Source organism: Streptomyces sp. PL-29 (assembly GCF_058344425.1).
Window position 1 is genome coordinate 2,839,694 of the sequence record NZ_CP136996.1, and the last position, 15,370, is coordinate 2,855,063.

General features: G+C 72.9%; 17 protein-coding genes and 1 pseudogene. 9 read left to right on the plus strand and 9 right to left on the minus strand.

Annotated features, from left to right (window positions below; genetic code table 11):
- Positions 1-41: 41 nt before the first annotated feature.
- The 5 genes from R4Z63_RS12855 (at position 42) to mscL (ending at position 3,293) form a co-directional block, all read left to right on the plus strand.
- Positions 42-359 carry an FmdB family zinc ribbon protein gene (locus tag R4Z63_RS12855; protein WP_384450063.1) on the plus strand — a complete coding sequence of 106 codons (318 nt, stop codon included), beginning with the start codon at positions 42-44 and terminating at the stop codon, positions 357-359.
- A 75-nt stretch (positions 360-434) separates the two neighbouring features.
- Entirely contained in the window at positions 435-1,268 is an 834-nt protein-coding gene (locus tag R4Z63_RS12860; protein WP_384450060.1) for an S-methyl-5'-thioadenosine phosphorylase, read from the plus strand.
- A gap of 83 nt (positions 1,269-1,351) precedes the next feature.
- Positions 1,352-1,909, plus strand: coding sequence for a carboxymuconolactone decarboxylase family protein (locus R4Z63_RS12865; RefSeq protein ID WP_384450057.1), 558 nt, complete (start codon positions 1,352-1,354; stop codon positions 1,907-1,909).
- A gap of 181 nt (positions 1,910-2,090) precedes the next feature.
- Complete coding sequence (locus R4Z63_RS12870; protein ID WP_384450054.1) at positions 2,091-2,672, plus strand: hypothetical protein; 582 nt, start codon at positions 2,091-2,093, stop codon at positions 2,670-2,672.
- A 123-nt stretch (positions 2,673-2,795) separates the two neighbouring features.
- Positions 2,796-3,293, plus strand: coding sequence for a large conductance mechanosensitive channel protein MscL (gene mscL / locus R4Z63_RS12875; RefSeq protein WP_037925088.1), 498 nt, complete (start codon positions 2,796-2,798; stop codon positions 3,291-3,293).
- Positions 3,294-3,324: 31 nt separating this feature from the next.
- Here mscL and R4Z63_RS12880 read toward each other — a convergent pair whose 3' ends face one another.
- Positions 3,325-3,681 (minus strand): hypothetical protein, encoded by a 357-nt coding sequence (locus R4Z63_RS12880; RefSeq protein ID WP_491522541.1) that lies wholly within the window; start codon positions 3,679-3,681, stop codon positions 3,325-3,327.
- A gap of 24 nt (positions 3,682-3,705) precedes the next feature.
- Entirely contained in the window at positions 3,706-4,452 is a 747-nt protein-coding gene (locus R4Z63_RS12885) for a helix-turn-helix domain-containing protein (protein WP_384450050.1), read from the minus strand.
- A gap of 242 nt (positions 4,453-4,694) precedes the next feature.
- On the opposite strand from R4Z63_RS12885, the gene R4Z63_RS12890 reads away from it, so the two are divergent.
- The 3 genes and pseudogenes from R4Z63_RS12890 (at position 4,695) to R4Z63_RS12900 (ending at position 8,000) form a co-directional block, all read left to right on the plus strand.
- Positions 4,695-5,363 carry a DUF4097 family beta strand repeat-containing protein gene (locus tag R4Z63_RS12890; RefSeq protein ID WP_037925087.1) on the plus strand — a complete coding sequence of 223 codons (669 nt, stop codon included), beginning with the start codon at positions 4,695-4,697 and terminating at the stop codon, positions 5,361-5,363.
- 140 nt (positions 5,364-5,503) lie between these two features.
- Positions 5,504-6,647, plus strand: a pseudogene (locus tag R4Z63_RS12895) (low temperature requirement protein A).
- A gap of 105 nt (positions 6,648-6,752) precedes the next feature.
- Complete coding sequence (locus R4Z63_RS12900) at positions 6,753-8,000, plus strand: cytochrome P450 (RefSeq protein ID WP_384450044.1); 1,248 nt, start codon at positions 6,753-6,755, stop codon at positions 7,998-8,000.
- Positions 8,001-8,123: 123 nt separating this feature from the next.
- On the opposite strand, the gene R4Z63_RS12905 is transcribed toward R4Z63_RS12900, so the two are convergent.
- Positions 8,124-8,618 (minus strand): DUF5949 family protein, encoded by a 495-nt coding sequence (locus R4Z63_RS12905; RefSeq protein WP_037925080.1) that lies wholly within the window; start codon positions 8,616-8,618, stop codon positions 8,124-8,126.
- 57 nt (positions 8,619-8,675) lie between these two features.
- Positions 8,676-9,260, minus strand: a complete 585-nt coding sequence (locus R4Z63_RS12910) for a DUF4352 domain-containing protein (RefSeq protein WP_384450039.1) — start codon at positions 9,258-9,260, stop codon at positions 8,676-8,678.
- 155 nt (positions 9,261-9,415) lie between these two features.
- Between R4Z63_RS12910 and R4Z63_RS12915 the strand changes: the two genes are divergently transcribed.
- A complete protein-coding gene (locus R4Z63_RS12915) occupies positions 9,416-9,853 on the plus strand; it encodes a DUF6299 family protein (protein ID WP_384450035.1) in 438 nt (145 codons plus the stop codon).
- A 39-nt stretch (positions 9,854-9,892) separates the two neighbouring features.
- On the opposite strand, the gene R4Z63_RS12920 is transcribed toward R4Z63_RS12915, so the two are convergent.
- The 5 genes from R4Z63_RS12920 to R4Z63_RS12940 all read right to left on the minus strand — a co-directional run bounded on the left by R4Z63_RS12920 (position 9,893) and on the right by R4Z63_RS12940 (position 15,228).
- Complete coding sequence (locus tag R4Z63_RS12920; RefSeq protein ID WP_172671370.1) at positions 9,893-10,066, minus strand: hypothetical protein; 174 nt, start codon at positions 10,064-10,066, stop codon at positions 9,893-9,895.
- A gap of 71 nt (positions 10,067-10,137) precedes the next feature.
- Positions 10,138-12,225, minus strand: a complete 2,088-nt coding sequence (locus R4Z63_RS12925) for a SpoIIE family protein phosphatase (protein WP_384450031.1) — start codon at positions 12,223-12,225, stop codon at positions 10,138-10,140.
- Between the two features lie 12 nt (positions 12,226-12,237).
- Entirely contained in the window at positions 12,238-12,579 is a 342-nt protein-coding gene (locus R4Z63_RS12930) for a hypothetical protein (RefSeq protein WP_384450028.1), read from the minus strand.
- Between the two features lie 26 nt (positions 12,580-12,605).
- Positions 12,606-13,916: an NAD(P)-binding domain-containing protein gene (locus R4Z63_RS12935; RefSeq protein WP_384450025.1), complete on the minus strand. Its 1,311-nt coding sequence runs from the start codon at positions 13,914-13,916 to the stop codon at positions 12,606-12,608.
- A 58-nt stretch (positions 13,917-13,974) separates the two neighbouring features.
- A complete protein-coding gene (locus tag R4Z63_RS12940) occupies positions 13,975-15,228 on the minus strand; it encodes a carboxylate--amine ligase (protein WP_384450022.1) in 1,254 nt (417 codons plus the stop codon).
- Positions 15,229-15,370: the final 142 nt, after the last annotated feature.

Genomic DNA, 15,370 nt, shown 5'->3' on the forward strand with positions numbered 1-15,370 from the left:
GTCGTTAGCACTCATTGAGTCAGAGTGCCAGGAGGAAATTCGTGCCGACCTACCAGTACCAGTGCACCGAGTGCGGTGAGGGCCTTGAGGCCGTGCAGAAGTTCACCGATGACGCGCTGACCGTGTGCCCGAACTGCGACGGACGCCTGAAGAAGGTGTTCTCCGCGGTCGGCATCGTCTTCAAGGGCTCCGGTTTCTACCGGAACGACAGCCGTGGCGCCTCGTCGAGCAGCACCCCTGCCTCGAAGCCCGCGTCGAGCACGTCGTCGTCCTCGACGTCGACCGCCGCCGCCGCTCCCGCCGCTTCGTCCTCCTCGACGTCGTCGAGCACGAGCAGCAGCTCCACGTCGGCCGCCTGACCCGCTCCTTCCCGAGGCCCCGCACGCCCCCACCGGGCTGCGGGGCCTCCGGCGTGCCCGGTTAGGGTGAGCGGCATGGTGAACGCAGAGATCGGTGTCATCGGCGGCTCGGGCTTCTACTCCTTCCTGGAGGACGTCTCCGAGATCCAGGTGGAGACCCCGTACGGGCCTCCCAGCGACTCCCTGTACATGGGCGAGCTCGCCGGCCGCGCGGTGGCCTTCCTGCCCCGGCACGGGCGCAGCCACACGGTCCCGCCGAACAAGATCAACTACCGGGCGAACCTCTGGGCCCTGCGCTCGGTCGGCGTCCGCCAGGTGCTCGGCCCGTGCGCCGTCGGCGGCCTGCGGCCCGAGTACGGGCCGGGCACGCTGCTCGTGCCCGACCAGCTGGTCGACCGCACGCAGAGCCGCGTGCAGACCTTCTTCGACGGGGTGGCACTGCCGGACGGATCCGTTCCGAACGTCGTGCACACCACCTTCGCCGACCCGTACTGTCCGGTGGGCCGTTCCGTGGCGGTGGCCGCAGCCCGCGGCCGGGACTGGGAGCCGGTGGACGGCGGCACCATGGTCGTCGTCGAAGGGCCGCGCTTCTCGACGCGTGCGGAGTCCCGCTGGTACGCCTCGGCGGGCTGGTCGGTGATCGGCATGACCGGGCACCCGGAGGCGATCCTCGCCCGTGAGCTGGGGCTCTGCTACACCTCGATGGCTCTGGTGACAGACCTGGACGCGGGTGCCGAGACCGGTGAGGGCGTGTCCCACACGGAGGTGCTCAAGGTGTTCGGCGAGAACGTCGGCCGCCTGCGCGAGGTCCTCTTCGACGCGGTGGCGGCGCTGCCGGCCACGGCGACCCGCGACTGCCTGTGCACGCACGCGCTGGACGGCTGGGACCTGGGCATCGAGCTTCCGTAGTCCGCGCTGTCACATCCGGGGCGGCTGTCCGGTCTTCCTCCGTGAAGGCCCATTCGGACAGACCGCTCCGGGAGATGACAGTCATGCCGCGTATCTCGCTCACCCCGCCCCGCACCCTGCTGATGCGCGTCGGCGCCTGGTACTCGCGCCGCACCTACGGCAAGGTGCTCGACCCCGGACAGGCCTACGGGCACAACCCGCGCGTGCTGTTCACCTACGTCCGCCTGGAACAGCGGGCGGCCGGATGGAACGCGCTGGACGCCGGCCTGAAGCACCTCGCCGTGATGGCGTCGGCGGCCCGCATCAACTGCTCGTGGTGCATGGACTTCGGCTATTGGGAGGGCCACGAACTGGGGATGGCGCCGGAGAAGATCGAGCGGGTTCCGCAATGGCGGGAGGCCCGTGAGGTGTTCACCGAGCTGGAGCTGTTGGTCATGGAGTACGCCGAGGCCATGACCGAGACCGAGCCCACGGTCACCGACGAACTGGCCGCGGCGCTGATCGCACGGCTCGGGGAGGCGGCGTTCGTCGAACTGACGGCGGTGGTCGCGCTGGAGAACTGGCGCTCACGCATCAACAGCGCCTTCGGCCTGACCAGCCAGGGTTTCTCGGAGTCCTGCCAGGTGCCGGCGAAGCGCTGAGGTCCACCCGCCACCGAGGACGGTGTGGACGGGGGTTCGCCACTCGGTCGGGTGACAGGGTTTTCCACAGGCTGGGGACGGTCCACAGGCCCGAGCGGGATGCGGGCGCAGGCCGGATGGTGGAGTGTGTCCGGGCGGCGAGTCCGGGCACAGGAACTCACTCCGTCTGGTGGTGCTCGTCATGTCCCGTACCTCCGCAGCCTCTTCGGCCTCGTCCACGACCTCCTGCCCGGCCACCCCTCCGCCCTCCGCTCCGGGCTTCTCCCCGGCATCGCCACGAGCCTCCTCCGCGTGTCCTCCGTCGCGTCCCGTCCCGCCGTTCCCGCCACTCCGTGTGGGGCGGGGCCCCGGGCGGCTGCGTCGGGCCCTGCGGCGCCGGCGGCGGGCCGCCTCGGCCTCCCTGGCCGTCGTGGCGGCAGCACTCGCCGTGGGAGGGACCGAGGCCCAGGCCTCCCGGGGCGAGCCGCCGTCCGAGGTGAAACCGCCGCCGACGGTGGTGCGGCTGGTCTCGGCGCCGGTGCGCATCGCGGACGGCGCGACGGTGCGACTGCTGCGGCCCGGGGACCGGGTGGACGTGGTGGCGGCCGAGCGGGCGCAGCAACCCAGGGTGGTGGCGGCAGGGGCCACGGTCGCCGAAGTACCCGATCCGGAACAGGGTGTTGGGGACGGCGGGGCGCTGGTCGTGCTGTCCGTACCGAGGGACACCGCGCGGGACCTGGTGGGCGCCGGCGCGACGGCGCGGCTGGCGGTGACGCTGTGCTGATCCGTACGCACGATCAGTCAATTCACCTCAAAGTGAAGACCGATTGGACAGACCTCGCCCGGACTGCCGTAGCTTTCGGAACCGTTGGCTCCGTGTTTGGCTTCCGCAGAGAAGGGCTCAGCGATGAGCGAGAACAAGAAGGAAAGCGTGCTGGCGGGCTTCAAGGCCTTCCTGATGCGCGGCAACGTGATCGACCTGGCGGTGGCCGTGGTGATCGGCGCCGCGTTCACGAACATCGTGAACTCCGTGGTCAAGGGGATCATCAGCCCCGTGGTGGGCGCGGTGGGCACGAAGAGCTTGGAAGGCTACAAGTCCTGCCTGAAGGCGCCGTGCGAAATCGGCCCCGACGGCCAGCCGACCGGTGTCGAGATCCTCTGGGGGTCGGTGCTCAACGCCACGCTGACCTTTGTGATCACCGCGGCGGTCGTGTACTTCCTGATGGTGCTGCCGATGTCGAAGTACCTGGCGCGCATGGAGGACCGCCGCAAGGCCCGCGAGGGGGCCCAGGAGATCGTCGAGATCACCGAGCTGGAGGTCCTCAAGGAGATCCGGGACACCCTGGTCGCGCAGCGCACGGGCGGCAGTGTCGGCGGCCAGGCGGGTTCGCGCAACGGCTTCTGACCGCGCCGGCAGCACCGGCCGCCCCGTCCGGTCAGATGTGGTGCGGTGGCTTCTCGTCGAGGAAGCGGGCCAGATCGGCCGCGCTTCCTCCGGTGGGCGGCCGCTCGCCCCAGCCCCGGTCGGTGTCGTCCGACGACTGCTGGTCCAGCGGGTCGTCGAAGACGATCCGCGGCTTCGGCCTGGACTGCCGGGCCTCGGGGGCGGAGCGCGCGGGGGCTGCGGGTCGGGGTCGGGGGTGCTGCTCATGCCACCAGGGTACGGGCCGCCCGTCGCCCTCGCCGGGCCTGCGGTTGCGCCGGCCGGGACCGGCCACATCGCCGGCGTCGCGCGACGGCCCGTCCTCGACGCCCTCCCGGCCTCGGCTCGCGTCCACGTTCCACGCGTTCACGCCGCCCGGCCACACCTCGCCCGGTCACACCTCGCCGTCGGCGCCGCCCGAGGGCTCCTCCCCCTTCACATGAAGGATGTCTCGGGCCTGCTCCGCGGCGCGGGCGAGGCTTTCGGCGACGAAGTCGAGGAAGCGGGCGACGTTCTCCAGGCGGACGGCGGCCGGGGTACCGGGGCCGAGGACACCGGCACCCTGCCGGGCGATGTCGACCTGCTGGTTGAGGGAGCGGACGCTTGTGACCATCGACTGGTACCAGAGGTTCTCGTCGATGACGTAGCGCTCCCGGCGGCCCTCGTCACGCTCCCGGCGGACGAGAGCCTGCCCCTCCAGGAAGGCGATCGACTTGGAGATGGACGCCGGACTGACCTGGAGGCGCCGGACGAGCTCGGCGGCGGTCATGCTGCCGGAATCGGCGGTAAGGAGACAGACCATCACCCGCGCGGTCATCTTGTTCGACAGGCCCGACTGCATCATCACCGTGGTGAACTGCTCTTCGTACGCGGCCACCGCTCCGGGATCGCGGCCGTGCGGCAGGACGACCGGATCCGCGCTCGGGGGGACGGCGGTGCGGCGCCGGCGGGCGCGGCGCTCGGTGGCACGGTGGGCCTGGTCCGCCCGATAGCCGGAGGGGCCGCCGTTGCGCATGACCTCGCGGGTGACCGTGGAGGTCGGACGGTCCAAGCGCCTGGCGATCTCGGCATAGGCGAGGCCGTCGGCCACCCCCAGGGCGATCTGCCGGCGCTCCTGCTGCGTAAGCCTGCCTCCCGGCATCGCGGCCTCCCTCTGCATCCCGTGGAATCTCCACCCTAGCGTTCACCTCCATCTCATTGCAACGCAGCGCCACCCCCTTAGCTTTCATCTCGAAGCAGTTGCAACGAAATAGGGCCTCTGAGCTGCTTACATAGAGGCCGCATGCAATCGCGTGATTGTCGAAACTACAAACGCAACGTAGCTTTTCTCCTATCGGAAACAGCGGGCCGCAGGGCGCCGCTGACGGAGAACGGAGAAGCACCATGCAGAAGTTCACCACCGCCGCCCCGATCGCCGCCGTCCTCGACATCCCCGTCGGACGCCTCCGCTTCATCGCCGCCGACCGCGCCGACACCACCGTCGAGATCCTCCCGGCCGACGCCTCCAGGGGCCGCGATGTGACGGCCGCCGAACGGACCACCGTCGCGTACGCAGACGGCATCCTGCGGATCGCCGCCGCTGCGCCGAGGAACCGGATCCTCGGCGGCTCCGGATCGGTCGAGGTGACCGTCAGGCTTCCCACGGGCTCCCGCGTCGAGGCCAGGACCGCCAGTGCCGAGATTCGGGGCGTCGGCCGGCTCGGGGACGTCACCATCGACAGCGCCCACGGCGCGATCAAGCTCGACGAGACCGCGGGCGCCCGACTCGCCCTCCAGGCCGGGGACATCACGGTCGGCCGTCTCGGCGGCTCCGCGGAGATCACCACCCAGAAGGGCGGCGTGCACGTCACCGAGGCCGTCCGCGGCACGGTCGTCCTGCGGACGCAGGCCGGCGACATCTCCGTCGGCGCCGCCCGCGGAACCCGTGCCACCCTCGACGCGGGCACCTCCTACGGCCGGATACGCAACGCCCTCACCCACGACGGCAGCGGCCGAGACCTCACCCTCCACGCCACCACCGCCTACGGCGACATCGCCGCCCGCAGCCTCTGACCCGCAGCGGCCCGAGCAGCCCGGTGTGACCGGCGTGACCGGCCCGGACGGCCGCCCGGGGCACAGCGGCCCCCCGGGCAGCGCGCCTGAGCTGCGGCGCGTCACCACCCTGCTCTCCTGACCGTATGGCCTACACCCCGATGACCGCCCGCAGCCGAGACGAGGGCCACCGCGCCCGCGACCCCGCTGGAGCTGTTCTTCGACCTCTGCTTCGTCGTGGCTGTCGCGCAGGCCGGAGCCCGGCTCGTGCACGCACTCGCGGAGGGCCATCCCGGTACCGGGGTGATCGGCTACTTCTTCGTGTTCTTCGGCGTGTGGTGGGCCTGGATGAACTTCACCTGGTTCGCCTCCGCCTACGACTGCGACGACGTGCCGTACCGGATCGCGACGCTCGTCCAGATCGCCGGCGTCCTCGTCTACGCGGCAGGGGTGGGCGAAGCCTTCGACGAGAACGACTGGGCGATCGCCGTCGTCGGCTACATCATCATGCGCGTGGCGCTGACGGCGCAGTGGCTGCGGGCCGCCGCCGGGGAGAGCGGCGCCGCCCGCACCGCCGCCCTGACGTACGCGGCCGGGCTGGTGATCTGCCAGGCCGGCTGGGTGGGGCTCCTCTTCGCGCCCGACGGCGCCAAGCGCTGGCTGTTCCTGGTGCTGGTCGCGGCCGAGCTGATGGTCCCGGTGATCGCCGAGCGCGGGCACCAGACGCCCTGGCACGCCCACCACATCGTCGAGCGGTACGGGCTGTTCACCATCATCGTGCTCGGCGAGACGATCGCGGCGAGCACGGTGGCCGTGAAGTCCGCGCTCGACGAGCACGAAGCCCTCGACCTGCTGCTCCCCATCGCCGCCGGCGGGCTGCTGATCGTGTTCGCCGCGTGGTGGATCTACTTCGCCGTGCCGATGCACCAGCACCTGACCTCCAACCGGGAGGCCATCCCGTGGGGCTACGGCCACCTGCTGATCTTCGCTTCCGGTGCGGCGATCGGCGCGGGCATCGAGGTCGTGGTCGAGCACGCGGTCGGCAAGGCGCACATCTCCCAGGTCTCCGCCAACGCATCCGTCATGGTCCCGGCCGCGGCCTTCCTCTTCATGGTGTGGCTGCTGCACTCGCGCCACTTCAAGCGCGGCCTCGCCCAGCAGCTGGTGCTCCCGGTCTCCGCCGTGGTCACCCTCGCCTGCATCTGGACGGGCGCCTACGCCGTCCTCTACGCGGGACTCGTCGCGGTGGTCACGGTCACCGTCGGCCTGATCCTGGCCGAGCGGTCCGGCGCCGAGGTCCTGTAGCGGGCGGCGGCCCGACCGTCACTCCCGCGCCCCCGCCGCCGTTCTCAGCGCAGGACGAGCAGGACGAGCAGGACACACCGCACCGCACCGACTGGAGGCACGGCCATGACACTCCCGGCGCAACGCCACGGCACCGGACCCGGCGGGGAACTGGCCGAGCCGGGCTTCTGGCAGCAGCCGCCCGCACACCGGCTCGCCGTCTTCGCCCGCCTGCGCGCCGCCGAAGGCCCCGTGTTCGTGCCCGAGGGGGCCGGCCACTGGGCCCTCGTCCGACACGCCCACGTGCAGGAGGCCAGCCGGCTCCCCAAGGTCTTCGCCAGTGCCCCCGGAGTGACCACTCCCGAACCGGCCCGCTGGGTGCGGGCCCTGTTCGGCGACTCCATGGTCAACCTGGACGGCCCGGACCACGCCAGGCTCCGCCGGATCGTCCAGCGGGCCTTCACTCCCCGCCTGCTGGCTGCGGCCGAGGCCGACATCCACGCCGTGGCCGCCCGCATCGTGGACGACGTACTGGCCGACCGGCCCGACGAGTTCGTCTCGGCGGTGGCCTCCCGGCTGCCGCTGGAGGTCATCTGCAACATGATGGGCATCCCTGAGCGCTTCCGCGCCGAGATCGCCGACCGGGTCAACCATGCCTCCGAGAACATCGGCGTGGAACGCGGCCTGCTCTCCCGGCTGCGGATGCCCGGCCGCGGGCTGCGCGCGCTCGCCCGGATGCAGCGGATGGTGGCGGGCATCGGCAGGGAGCGGCGCAAGAACCCGGCCGACGATCTGATCTCGGCGCTGGTCTGCGCGAACGTCGACGGACAGGCCCTCGGGGCCCGCCAACTCGGCGCCTTCTTCTCGCTCCTGATGGTCGCCGGGGTGGAGACCACCCGCAACGCCATCACCCACGGGCTGACCCTGCTGACCGACCACCCCGGCCAACGGGACCTGCTGATGTCGGACTTCGAGACGTACGCGGACGGCGCGGTGGACGAGATCATCCGGCACTCGACGCCGATCATCCAGTTCCGCCGGACGGTGACCGCCGAGCACACCATGGGCGGCCGCGTCTTCCGGCCGGGCGAGAAGGTGGTCCTGTACTACGCCTCCGCCAACCGCGACGCGTCGGTCTTCCCCGACCCGGACGCCTTCGTGATCACCCGCTCGCCCAATCCGCACCTGGGCTTCGGCGGCGGCGGACCGCATTTCTGCCTGGGTGCGCACCTGGCCCGGGTGGAGATGAAGGCGCTCTTCCGCGAGCTGCTGACCCGGCCGGTCGGGCTGCGCGCGGTGGGCCTGCCGGACCTGGCGGGTTCCAGCTTCGACAATCGGGTCCGCTCGCTCGGATTCGTCTTCGAGCGGCCCTGACGGAGGACTCCGGGCGGAGATCCGGGGAAAGGGGCCCGGGCCGAGACCCGGCGGGAGCCCGCGGGAGGGGCCCGGCCACCGGGCAGGCTGGGAGCCCGGCGGCCGGAGCGGTGGGGCGGCCGGCTACTTCTGCAGGCGCCGCACGGAGAGCACGCAGTGGGCGCTGGCCGTGAGGACCTCCTCGTCGCCCGCGAAGGCCTGGAGGGTCGTCGCGTCGACGGGCCGCCCCGGGACCGCCTCGGGCCAGGCGCGCGTGGCGAAGAGGAAGTACACCTGCCCGCTCTCGTCGGCCGCGGCGACCCACTCGTCGGGGGCAGTGCACTGTGCGTTCATCCCGGGCAGGGTGAGCGCGATCTGGTTGCCCTCCAGCAGGATCTGCACCGGGAAGCCGGCGGGGTTGCGGGTGCCGTCCATGACGACGTCACCGATGGGCAGGCCGATCTCCTCCAGCAGCCCGCGAGCCGCCACCTCCCCGGCCTCCCGGCCGCCCGGGCCGTCGCCCAGGGTGTAGGCGAGGAGGTACGGGATGTCGTGTGCCTCGGAGGGGTCGCCGATCCAGGCGAGCACCGAAAGGGTGCCGAGCTGGGACCGGTCGATTTCGGCTTGAGTAGAAGTCATGCGCCGCACCCTAGTGGTCGCGCGCCCGGGCCTTTCACGGCCTTTCACCCGGGCGGGCTAGACAGCCCAGAATCCCTCTCCGACATTCGCCCGGATGTTCGTGTCCTGGTATTCCAGCCGCACAATGCGCGCGTTTTCTGGGATTTCGAACACCACCCACCCCTCTGCCCGCTCACCGACCTCCAGGGAATCGAAGACGATGGGTTTGCCGGTCGTCAGCTCACCGGTGGGCACCACCGGGTGGCGCTGCCCCGCGCCGTCGTGCGCCCACATGCGTCCGAGAGCCCCGTACGAGGCACCGCCCACGTTGACGAACGACATCGAGGCGGCCACCCAGCGCTTGCCGGCGGGCGGGGCGAAGTTCTTGTCGGCACTGATCGCCGGATCCACGTACGCACCGAGCACGACCTCCAGGTGGCGGCCCACCTGCGTGCCGTGCACCCGCAGGGCGTCACCCACATGGGCGTCCTTCGCGACCGGCCGTACGGGACCCTCCTCGCCCCCGGGAGCCCCGTCGTCCACCGGGACGGCCGGGGCCGCGGCCGGGGCAAGGGCGACTCCCTCGCGAGCGCCCTGGCAGGCGGAGGCACCGAACAGCAGCAGCGGGAGGAGGGCGAGGGCGGGGAGGGCGGGCTGGCGCATGCAAGATCCCTTCGGGGACGTATTGCGGCCAGTTTCACGCCCCCGGGCAGGCAAATGCACACACCGACACGAGTCCGGGGAGCGAACGCGTACGGCCACCTGCCAGCACAATGCGTTCCGGCGGAATACCGCCGTCCGCACCCTCTGGAGGAAGAATGCGCATCTCCCCCCGCCGAATGGCCCTCGCGGCCTTCTCCGCACTGGCCGCCACCACGCTGTTCTGTGCCCCGGCCGGCGCCACCGTTTTCAGTCAAGGTATTTCCGTGCATCACGACGCGTACGTCGCGGGCGACGGCACCGTCACCCTTTCCGGGTCCTACCACTGCGAGCAGGCTTCACCCTCGGGGGCGATGCAGATCAAGGCGACCGTCGAACACGAGGGCGGCCGGCTGAGCATCGGGGCGGAGCAGCCCGTCTGCGACGGCAAGGAGCGCCGGTGGGTGGCCACGGCCCCCGGCCGCTGGGTGGACGTGCGCCCGGGCCGCGCGGTGGTCACCGCCGAGCTCCAGGAGGTCCGGCTCTCGGGCCTGATGCCGAGGTCGGTCAGCACCGTCGCCCAGGACCGGCAAGACGTCGAGGTCCGCAGGCACTGAGGCCCGTGCGCAGCCCCGGCGCCTTCCCGGTAGCCGCCGCTACCGGGACCGGCACTCGGGCGCGACGCCCGTCATCGACATGAAGGCCACCGCCTGGCACCCGGGGTCCGCGTGCGGTCGTCCCGTCGTCCAGTCCACGGCCGTCGGCACTCCCGCGGCCAGCAGGAGCGCGGCGAGGATGCCGGTCACGGCACCCCGGCTCAGCCTGCGCACAGCGCGTTCCGTTCCATGGTCGGCATCATCGCCCCGGCCACCGCCGCCCACAACTCGGCGTGTACGGCCAGTCACCCGGCGCTCCGGGAGCTGTCGCCGATGTCGAACTCGCACCACACCGCCTTGCCGTCGCCCCGGGACTCCACGCCCCAGTGCGCGGCCAGGGCGTCCACCAGCAGCAGCCCGCGCCCCGTGGTGGCCGCCTCGCCCGGGCTTCGCCGGCGCGGCCACACGCTGGAGCGGTCCTTGACCCACAGCCGGATCCGCCGCACCGGCTCCGGCAGCACCTCCATGGTCAGCACCGCCCCGCCATCGGTGTGCAGGAGGGCATTGACCAGCAGCTCCCCCGCCGCCACCTCCACGTCGTCGGCGAGCTCCGGCACACCCCAGTCGCGCAGGGCCTGGCGCAGGGCGTAGCGGGCCTCACGGAGGCCTTCGGGATCCGCCTGGTGGATGTACTGGTGGATGCGCGGCGCCCGGTGGGTGCCGGGGTCGGGGGCCCTGCGCAGCACCAGCAGGGCCACGTCGTCGCCGGAGCCCCAGCGCTCCCACAGCCGGTCCGAGAGGTGGTCGGCGAGCGCCCCGGCGTCCTGCGGGCCGCTGCGCACCGCGTGGGCGAGAGCGTCCATGCCGGCGGTGATGGCCGTGCCGGGCTCCTCCACGAGGCCGTCGGTGCACAGGACGAGCGTCTCGCCCGGGACCAGGTCGAGCTGGGTCTCCGGGAAATCCTCCTGCTCGAAGGCTGAGGCCAGGCCCAGCGGCAGGCCGCCGCGGACGTTGGGCCAGCCCGTTCGCCCGTCCGTGTGGCGGATCAGCGGGCCGAGGTGGCCCGCCCGGACCGCGCGTACGCCGCCGGTCTCCAGGTCCACCTGCGCGTACAGGCAGGTGGCGAAGCGCTCGGTGTCCAGTTCGGCGAGGAAGCGCGAAGCCCGCGCCAGCACGGTGGACGGCGGGTGTCCCTCCCCGGCGTACGCCCGCAGCGCGATCCGCAGCTGGCCCATGATGGCCGCGGCGTGCGTGTCATGGCCCTGGACGTCGCCCACCACGATGCCGACCCGGTTGCGGGGCAGTGCGATCACGTCGTACCAGTCGCCGCCGACCTCCCGCCCGCTCCACGCGGCGTGGTAGCGGACCGCGATCTCCCCGCCGGAGATCTCCGGGATCCGGCGCGGCAGCATGGCCGCCTGCAGGCCCGTCGCGAACTCCCGCTCCTGGTCGAAGAGCAGCGCCCGCTGGAGCGACTGGGCGACGATGCCCGCCAGGCCCAGGCACAGGTTGCGCTCCTCCGGACTGAACTCCTCGCGGTGCCGGTAGAAGAGGACCAGCCCGCCGATGGCCTTGGCCTGGGCGATCAGCGGCAGGTAGGCGGCGGCGTCGAACCGGATGCGGCCGAGGTAGTCCGCGAGCAGCGGGAACTCTTCGCCGAGCTCGGTGAGCGAGGTGACGAAACGTGCCTGCCGGGTCAGCACCGCGTGCGAGAGCGGCAGCGACCCGTCCATCCGGGTGAACCTGCGCTCGCTGAGGATCTCCAGCGACTCCCCGCTCAGCGCGATGATCTTCATGGTGCCGCCCTCGACCAGCCCTAGGGCCAGCCCGTCGGCTCCGAGCCGCTCCAGCGCGCCCGCGCCGGTCAGCGCTGCCGTGACGTCGTCGACCGTCACCGCCCGCGACAGGGCCTCGGTGGTCCGCTGCACGATCGTGGTCTGCTGGGCGCGCGCCGCCTCCAGCTTGCGCAGCAGCGTCGCGTGGGCCAGCTCGGCGGCAGCGTCCCGGACGATCCCGGCGATGTGCGGGGGCTGTCCCTCGGTGCCCCGCACCACGCGGCCCGTGGTGTGCGTCCACTGGTCCCTGCCGTCCCGCCTGTGCACGGTGAAGTACGCGCCGAAGGTCTCCCCGCCCTCCGCCAGCACCCCGGCGATGGTCTCGCGGAGCCGGGCCGCGTCCTCGGGCCGGACGCGCTGCGCGGCGCTCTCCGGGGTTCCGTCGTACTCCCCCGGCTCCACGTCGAACACGGCCATGGCGGCCGCGTCCAGCGCCACCGTCCCCGAGTCCAGGTCCCACTCGAAGCTGCCCATGCCGTTCAGCGCGAGCCGCTCCCCGGCATCGGTCACGGGGGTCCGCCGGGCCGGCCCGGGTGCGTCGCGCTCCGCCGCTGCCACCGTCCGCGCCTCCTAACGGCCGGGCCAGCAGGGCTGGGAGATCAGCCGCTCCCACTCCTCGTCGGGGTGCCCCGGAAGAGTGCGCCCGGCCTCCCGCCAGCGCCGGACGACGGAGAGGTAGATCGTGGCCGGGTCGGTGGCGGCGGCCGTCGCGTACGAACCCGCGTACCCGCCCGGGTACGGACCCGCGTACCCGCCCGAATGCTGGCTCGGATAGGAGCCCGCATGCGGGCCCGGATAGGAGCCCGGGTACGCGGGACGGTCGTGCCCGGCGGGCCCGGACGTGGCGGACTGTTCGCCGCGGCTGGCGGGAATGCGTACCCAGCCGCGGCCCTGTGCTCGCTCCGCACTCATCACGGACCCCTATCTGACCGCGGTTCTCACCGCAGGTACGTCTTCGGATGCCCCGGGGGCACCCCCGGGCCCGGCCCGGGGGAAGCGACCCGGTCCCATCGGGCGACACCGGGCGGGCCCGGCCGCGGACGCCGGGCACCGAGGCGTTTGCGGACTCCTGCCACCAGTCTCCCCGCCGTGAAGCCCGCTCCGTGCACGAATCGCATGGAAGGGCCGAATGAGGGAGCCGCCAACAGCCCGGCGAAGAACAGTCCGGGCCATGAGGACTCGAAGCCGGGGCCCAGTTCCGGGGCCCTGCCGCCGCCCACGGTCCGCAGCGCGGCGCGCAGGGGGGCGTCGAGCATCCCCAACCGGGCCAGGTCGGGGACGAAGCCGGTGGCCGCGATGACGTGGGAGACGTCCAGGACCGTGGATTCACCCGCCGGTGTGGTCAGCCCGAGCCGGGTCCGCTCGCCCGCCGCCACCGCCCGGTGCAGCCGGTGCCCGAGGAGCGCCGGCACCCGCCGCTCGAAACGGTCCCGCAGCCACCAGGCGCCGGCCGGGCCCAGCGCGGTCGCCGCGATCCGCTCCCGGGTGTGCGCGGGCAGCCGGCGCACCGCCCACGGCAGTTCCGACCACACCCAGCTGCGCCAACCCGTGCCGAGACCGCTGTGCGGCTCGCGCAGAGCGCGCAGCGCAGGCCTGGCCAGGGGCTGCGGGACGGTGTTCCAGTTCAGCCGGGAGCGCCGGGCGACCAGGCACGGCCGGGCCCCCCGCTCGGCCAGCAGGGCGGCGGTCTCCAGCGCCGCCTGCCCGGCTCCGAGCACGGCGACGTCATGGCCGGCGAAGCCGGACAGGTCCCGGTGGCCGCTGCTGTGCGAGTAGTGGGCGGGCGGGAGGTCCGCCAGCGCCTCGGGGTACTGGGTGAAGGGCATCACCCCGACCGCGACGGCGACCGTGCGGGCGAGCAGGGGCGGTCCCTCGGCGGTGCGGACGCGAAAACCCTCCCCCTCCGGGGTCACCTCCGTGACGGTCACCTCCTCCACCGGCGGCCCTGCGTGCCGGGCGAACCACATCCCGTACGCGCTGAACGTGCCGATGGGCAGCGGAGTGCCGTGTTCCGAGACCGTTCCCCGGGAGGCGCAGTACTCGGCCAGGGTGTGCCGCCCGTCCGGCGCGGACAGGTTGGAGGACCAGGGCTCCGACTTCAGGTACATGCCCTCGGGCATGTGGTCGCGCCACGCGGCCATGGGCCGCCCCAACAGCCGTACGCCGAGCCCCGCGGCGGCCGCGTGGGCGGCGATCGACAGCCCGTACGGGCCGGCTCCGATCACCACGAGATCGTCGGTCCGAGTCACGGTCGCTCCTCCAACACCTTGGACACCCGCCCGGCCCCGACCGCCGGTCCGGGCCCGGTCAACGGGTCACCAGTTCGTCCGGCTCGGCCGACGCCTCCGGCGGGGCGGGGCGGGAGACCGACCCGGCGGAGGCCGTGCCCGGCTGCTCCCGCCCGCGCTGCCGCGGCGCGCGGACGACCGCGCGCGCGGTGCGGCGGCCCTGCGCCGGGACACCCCGCAGGACCCGGGCCCCCTTGGCCGCGCCGCGTCCCAGGAACGCCGCGAGCATGGACAGGAACGGCCGGACGTCGTCCGACGCGAACCAGGCGGGCTCGACCTGCCCCCGCTCGGCAGCCGCTCCCGTCCTCGGGGGCGCGGGGGCCGTCGCCGGCCGGCGCCGCGGCAGGGACCGGCCACGGACCGCCGCCAGCAGCGCGTAGTTCTCCGCGACGAAGACGCGGCCGGCGCCGCCCGAGGGCTGCGGGACCTGCTGGCCCGTCAGATCCAGGTACATCGCCTGGACCACGTCCATTCCCGTCGCGTCCGTGAACAGCCTGAACTGCGCGCCGGGGCGCGGGTTGAAGTCCACCAGCCGGAAGACCCCGCGCTCGTCCCGGCGGAAGTCCAGGTCCAGGATGCCCTGGTAGCCGAGTCGTTCGGCGAGCCGCAGTGCCGCCTCCTCCACCGCCGGGTCGGGCAGCCAGCGCCCCACCGCCGTCAGCCCCGTGCGCACCGGCCAGGACAGCTCCTTGCGACCCGAACCGGCGAGCAGCGGACGCCCGCCGTGGGTGAAGGCGCCGTGGAAGAACCAGTCGGTGTCGGGCCCGGCCGGCAGGAACCGCTGGAGCAGCAGCCTGCTCCCCGCCTCCGCGGAGCGCTCGTACAACCGGCGCGCTTCGGCGGTGGTCTGCACGAGCGTGGTGCTGCGCAGCCCGTCCGCCCCGGTGGGCAGCAGCCACGGCCGGCTCCACTTGGCGACCACCGGCAGGCCCAGCCGCCAGGCCGCGTCCGCCGCCTCGGCCCCGCTCGCCGGGACCACGGTCTCCGGGTGCGGGACGTCCCAGCGCGCGCACAGCCGCGACAGCTCGGCCTTGTCGGCCACCCTGGCGGGCAGGTTGTCGGGCTGATGGGGGATCCGGAAGCGCTCGCGGAGCAGCGGCGCGACCCGGGACACGGCGATGGCGCTCAGGTCGTCCATCGCGATGAGCACGGCCGGACGGCCGATCAGTTCCGACACCCTGGTCAGGCACTCCAGCAGGGCTTCGGGGGCCTCCGGGTCCAGCCCGCCGGCAGGCCCGGGATGCACGGCGCGCAGGTACCGCGAACGCACCATGGGACCTCCTCCGGCCTCGACGACGGCATGGACCTCCACGCCCTTGCGGCCAAGGGATCTGACGGCGCCGAGGGTTCCGTGGTGGAACGGATTGCGGTCGAGTCTGAGCACAACGGCGGGCACATGGTTGAGATGCGCGTGC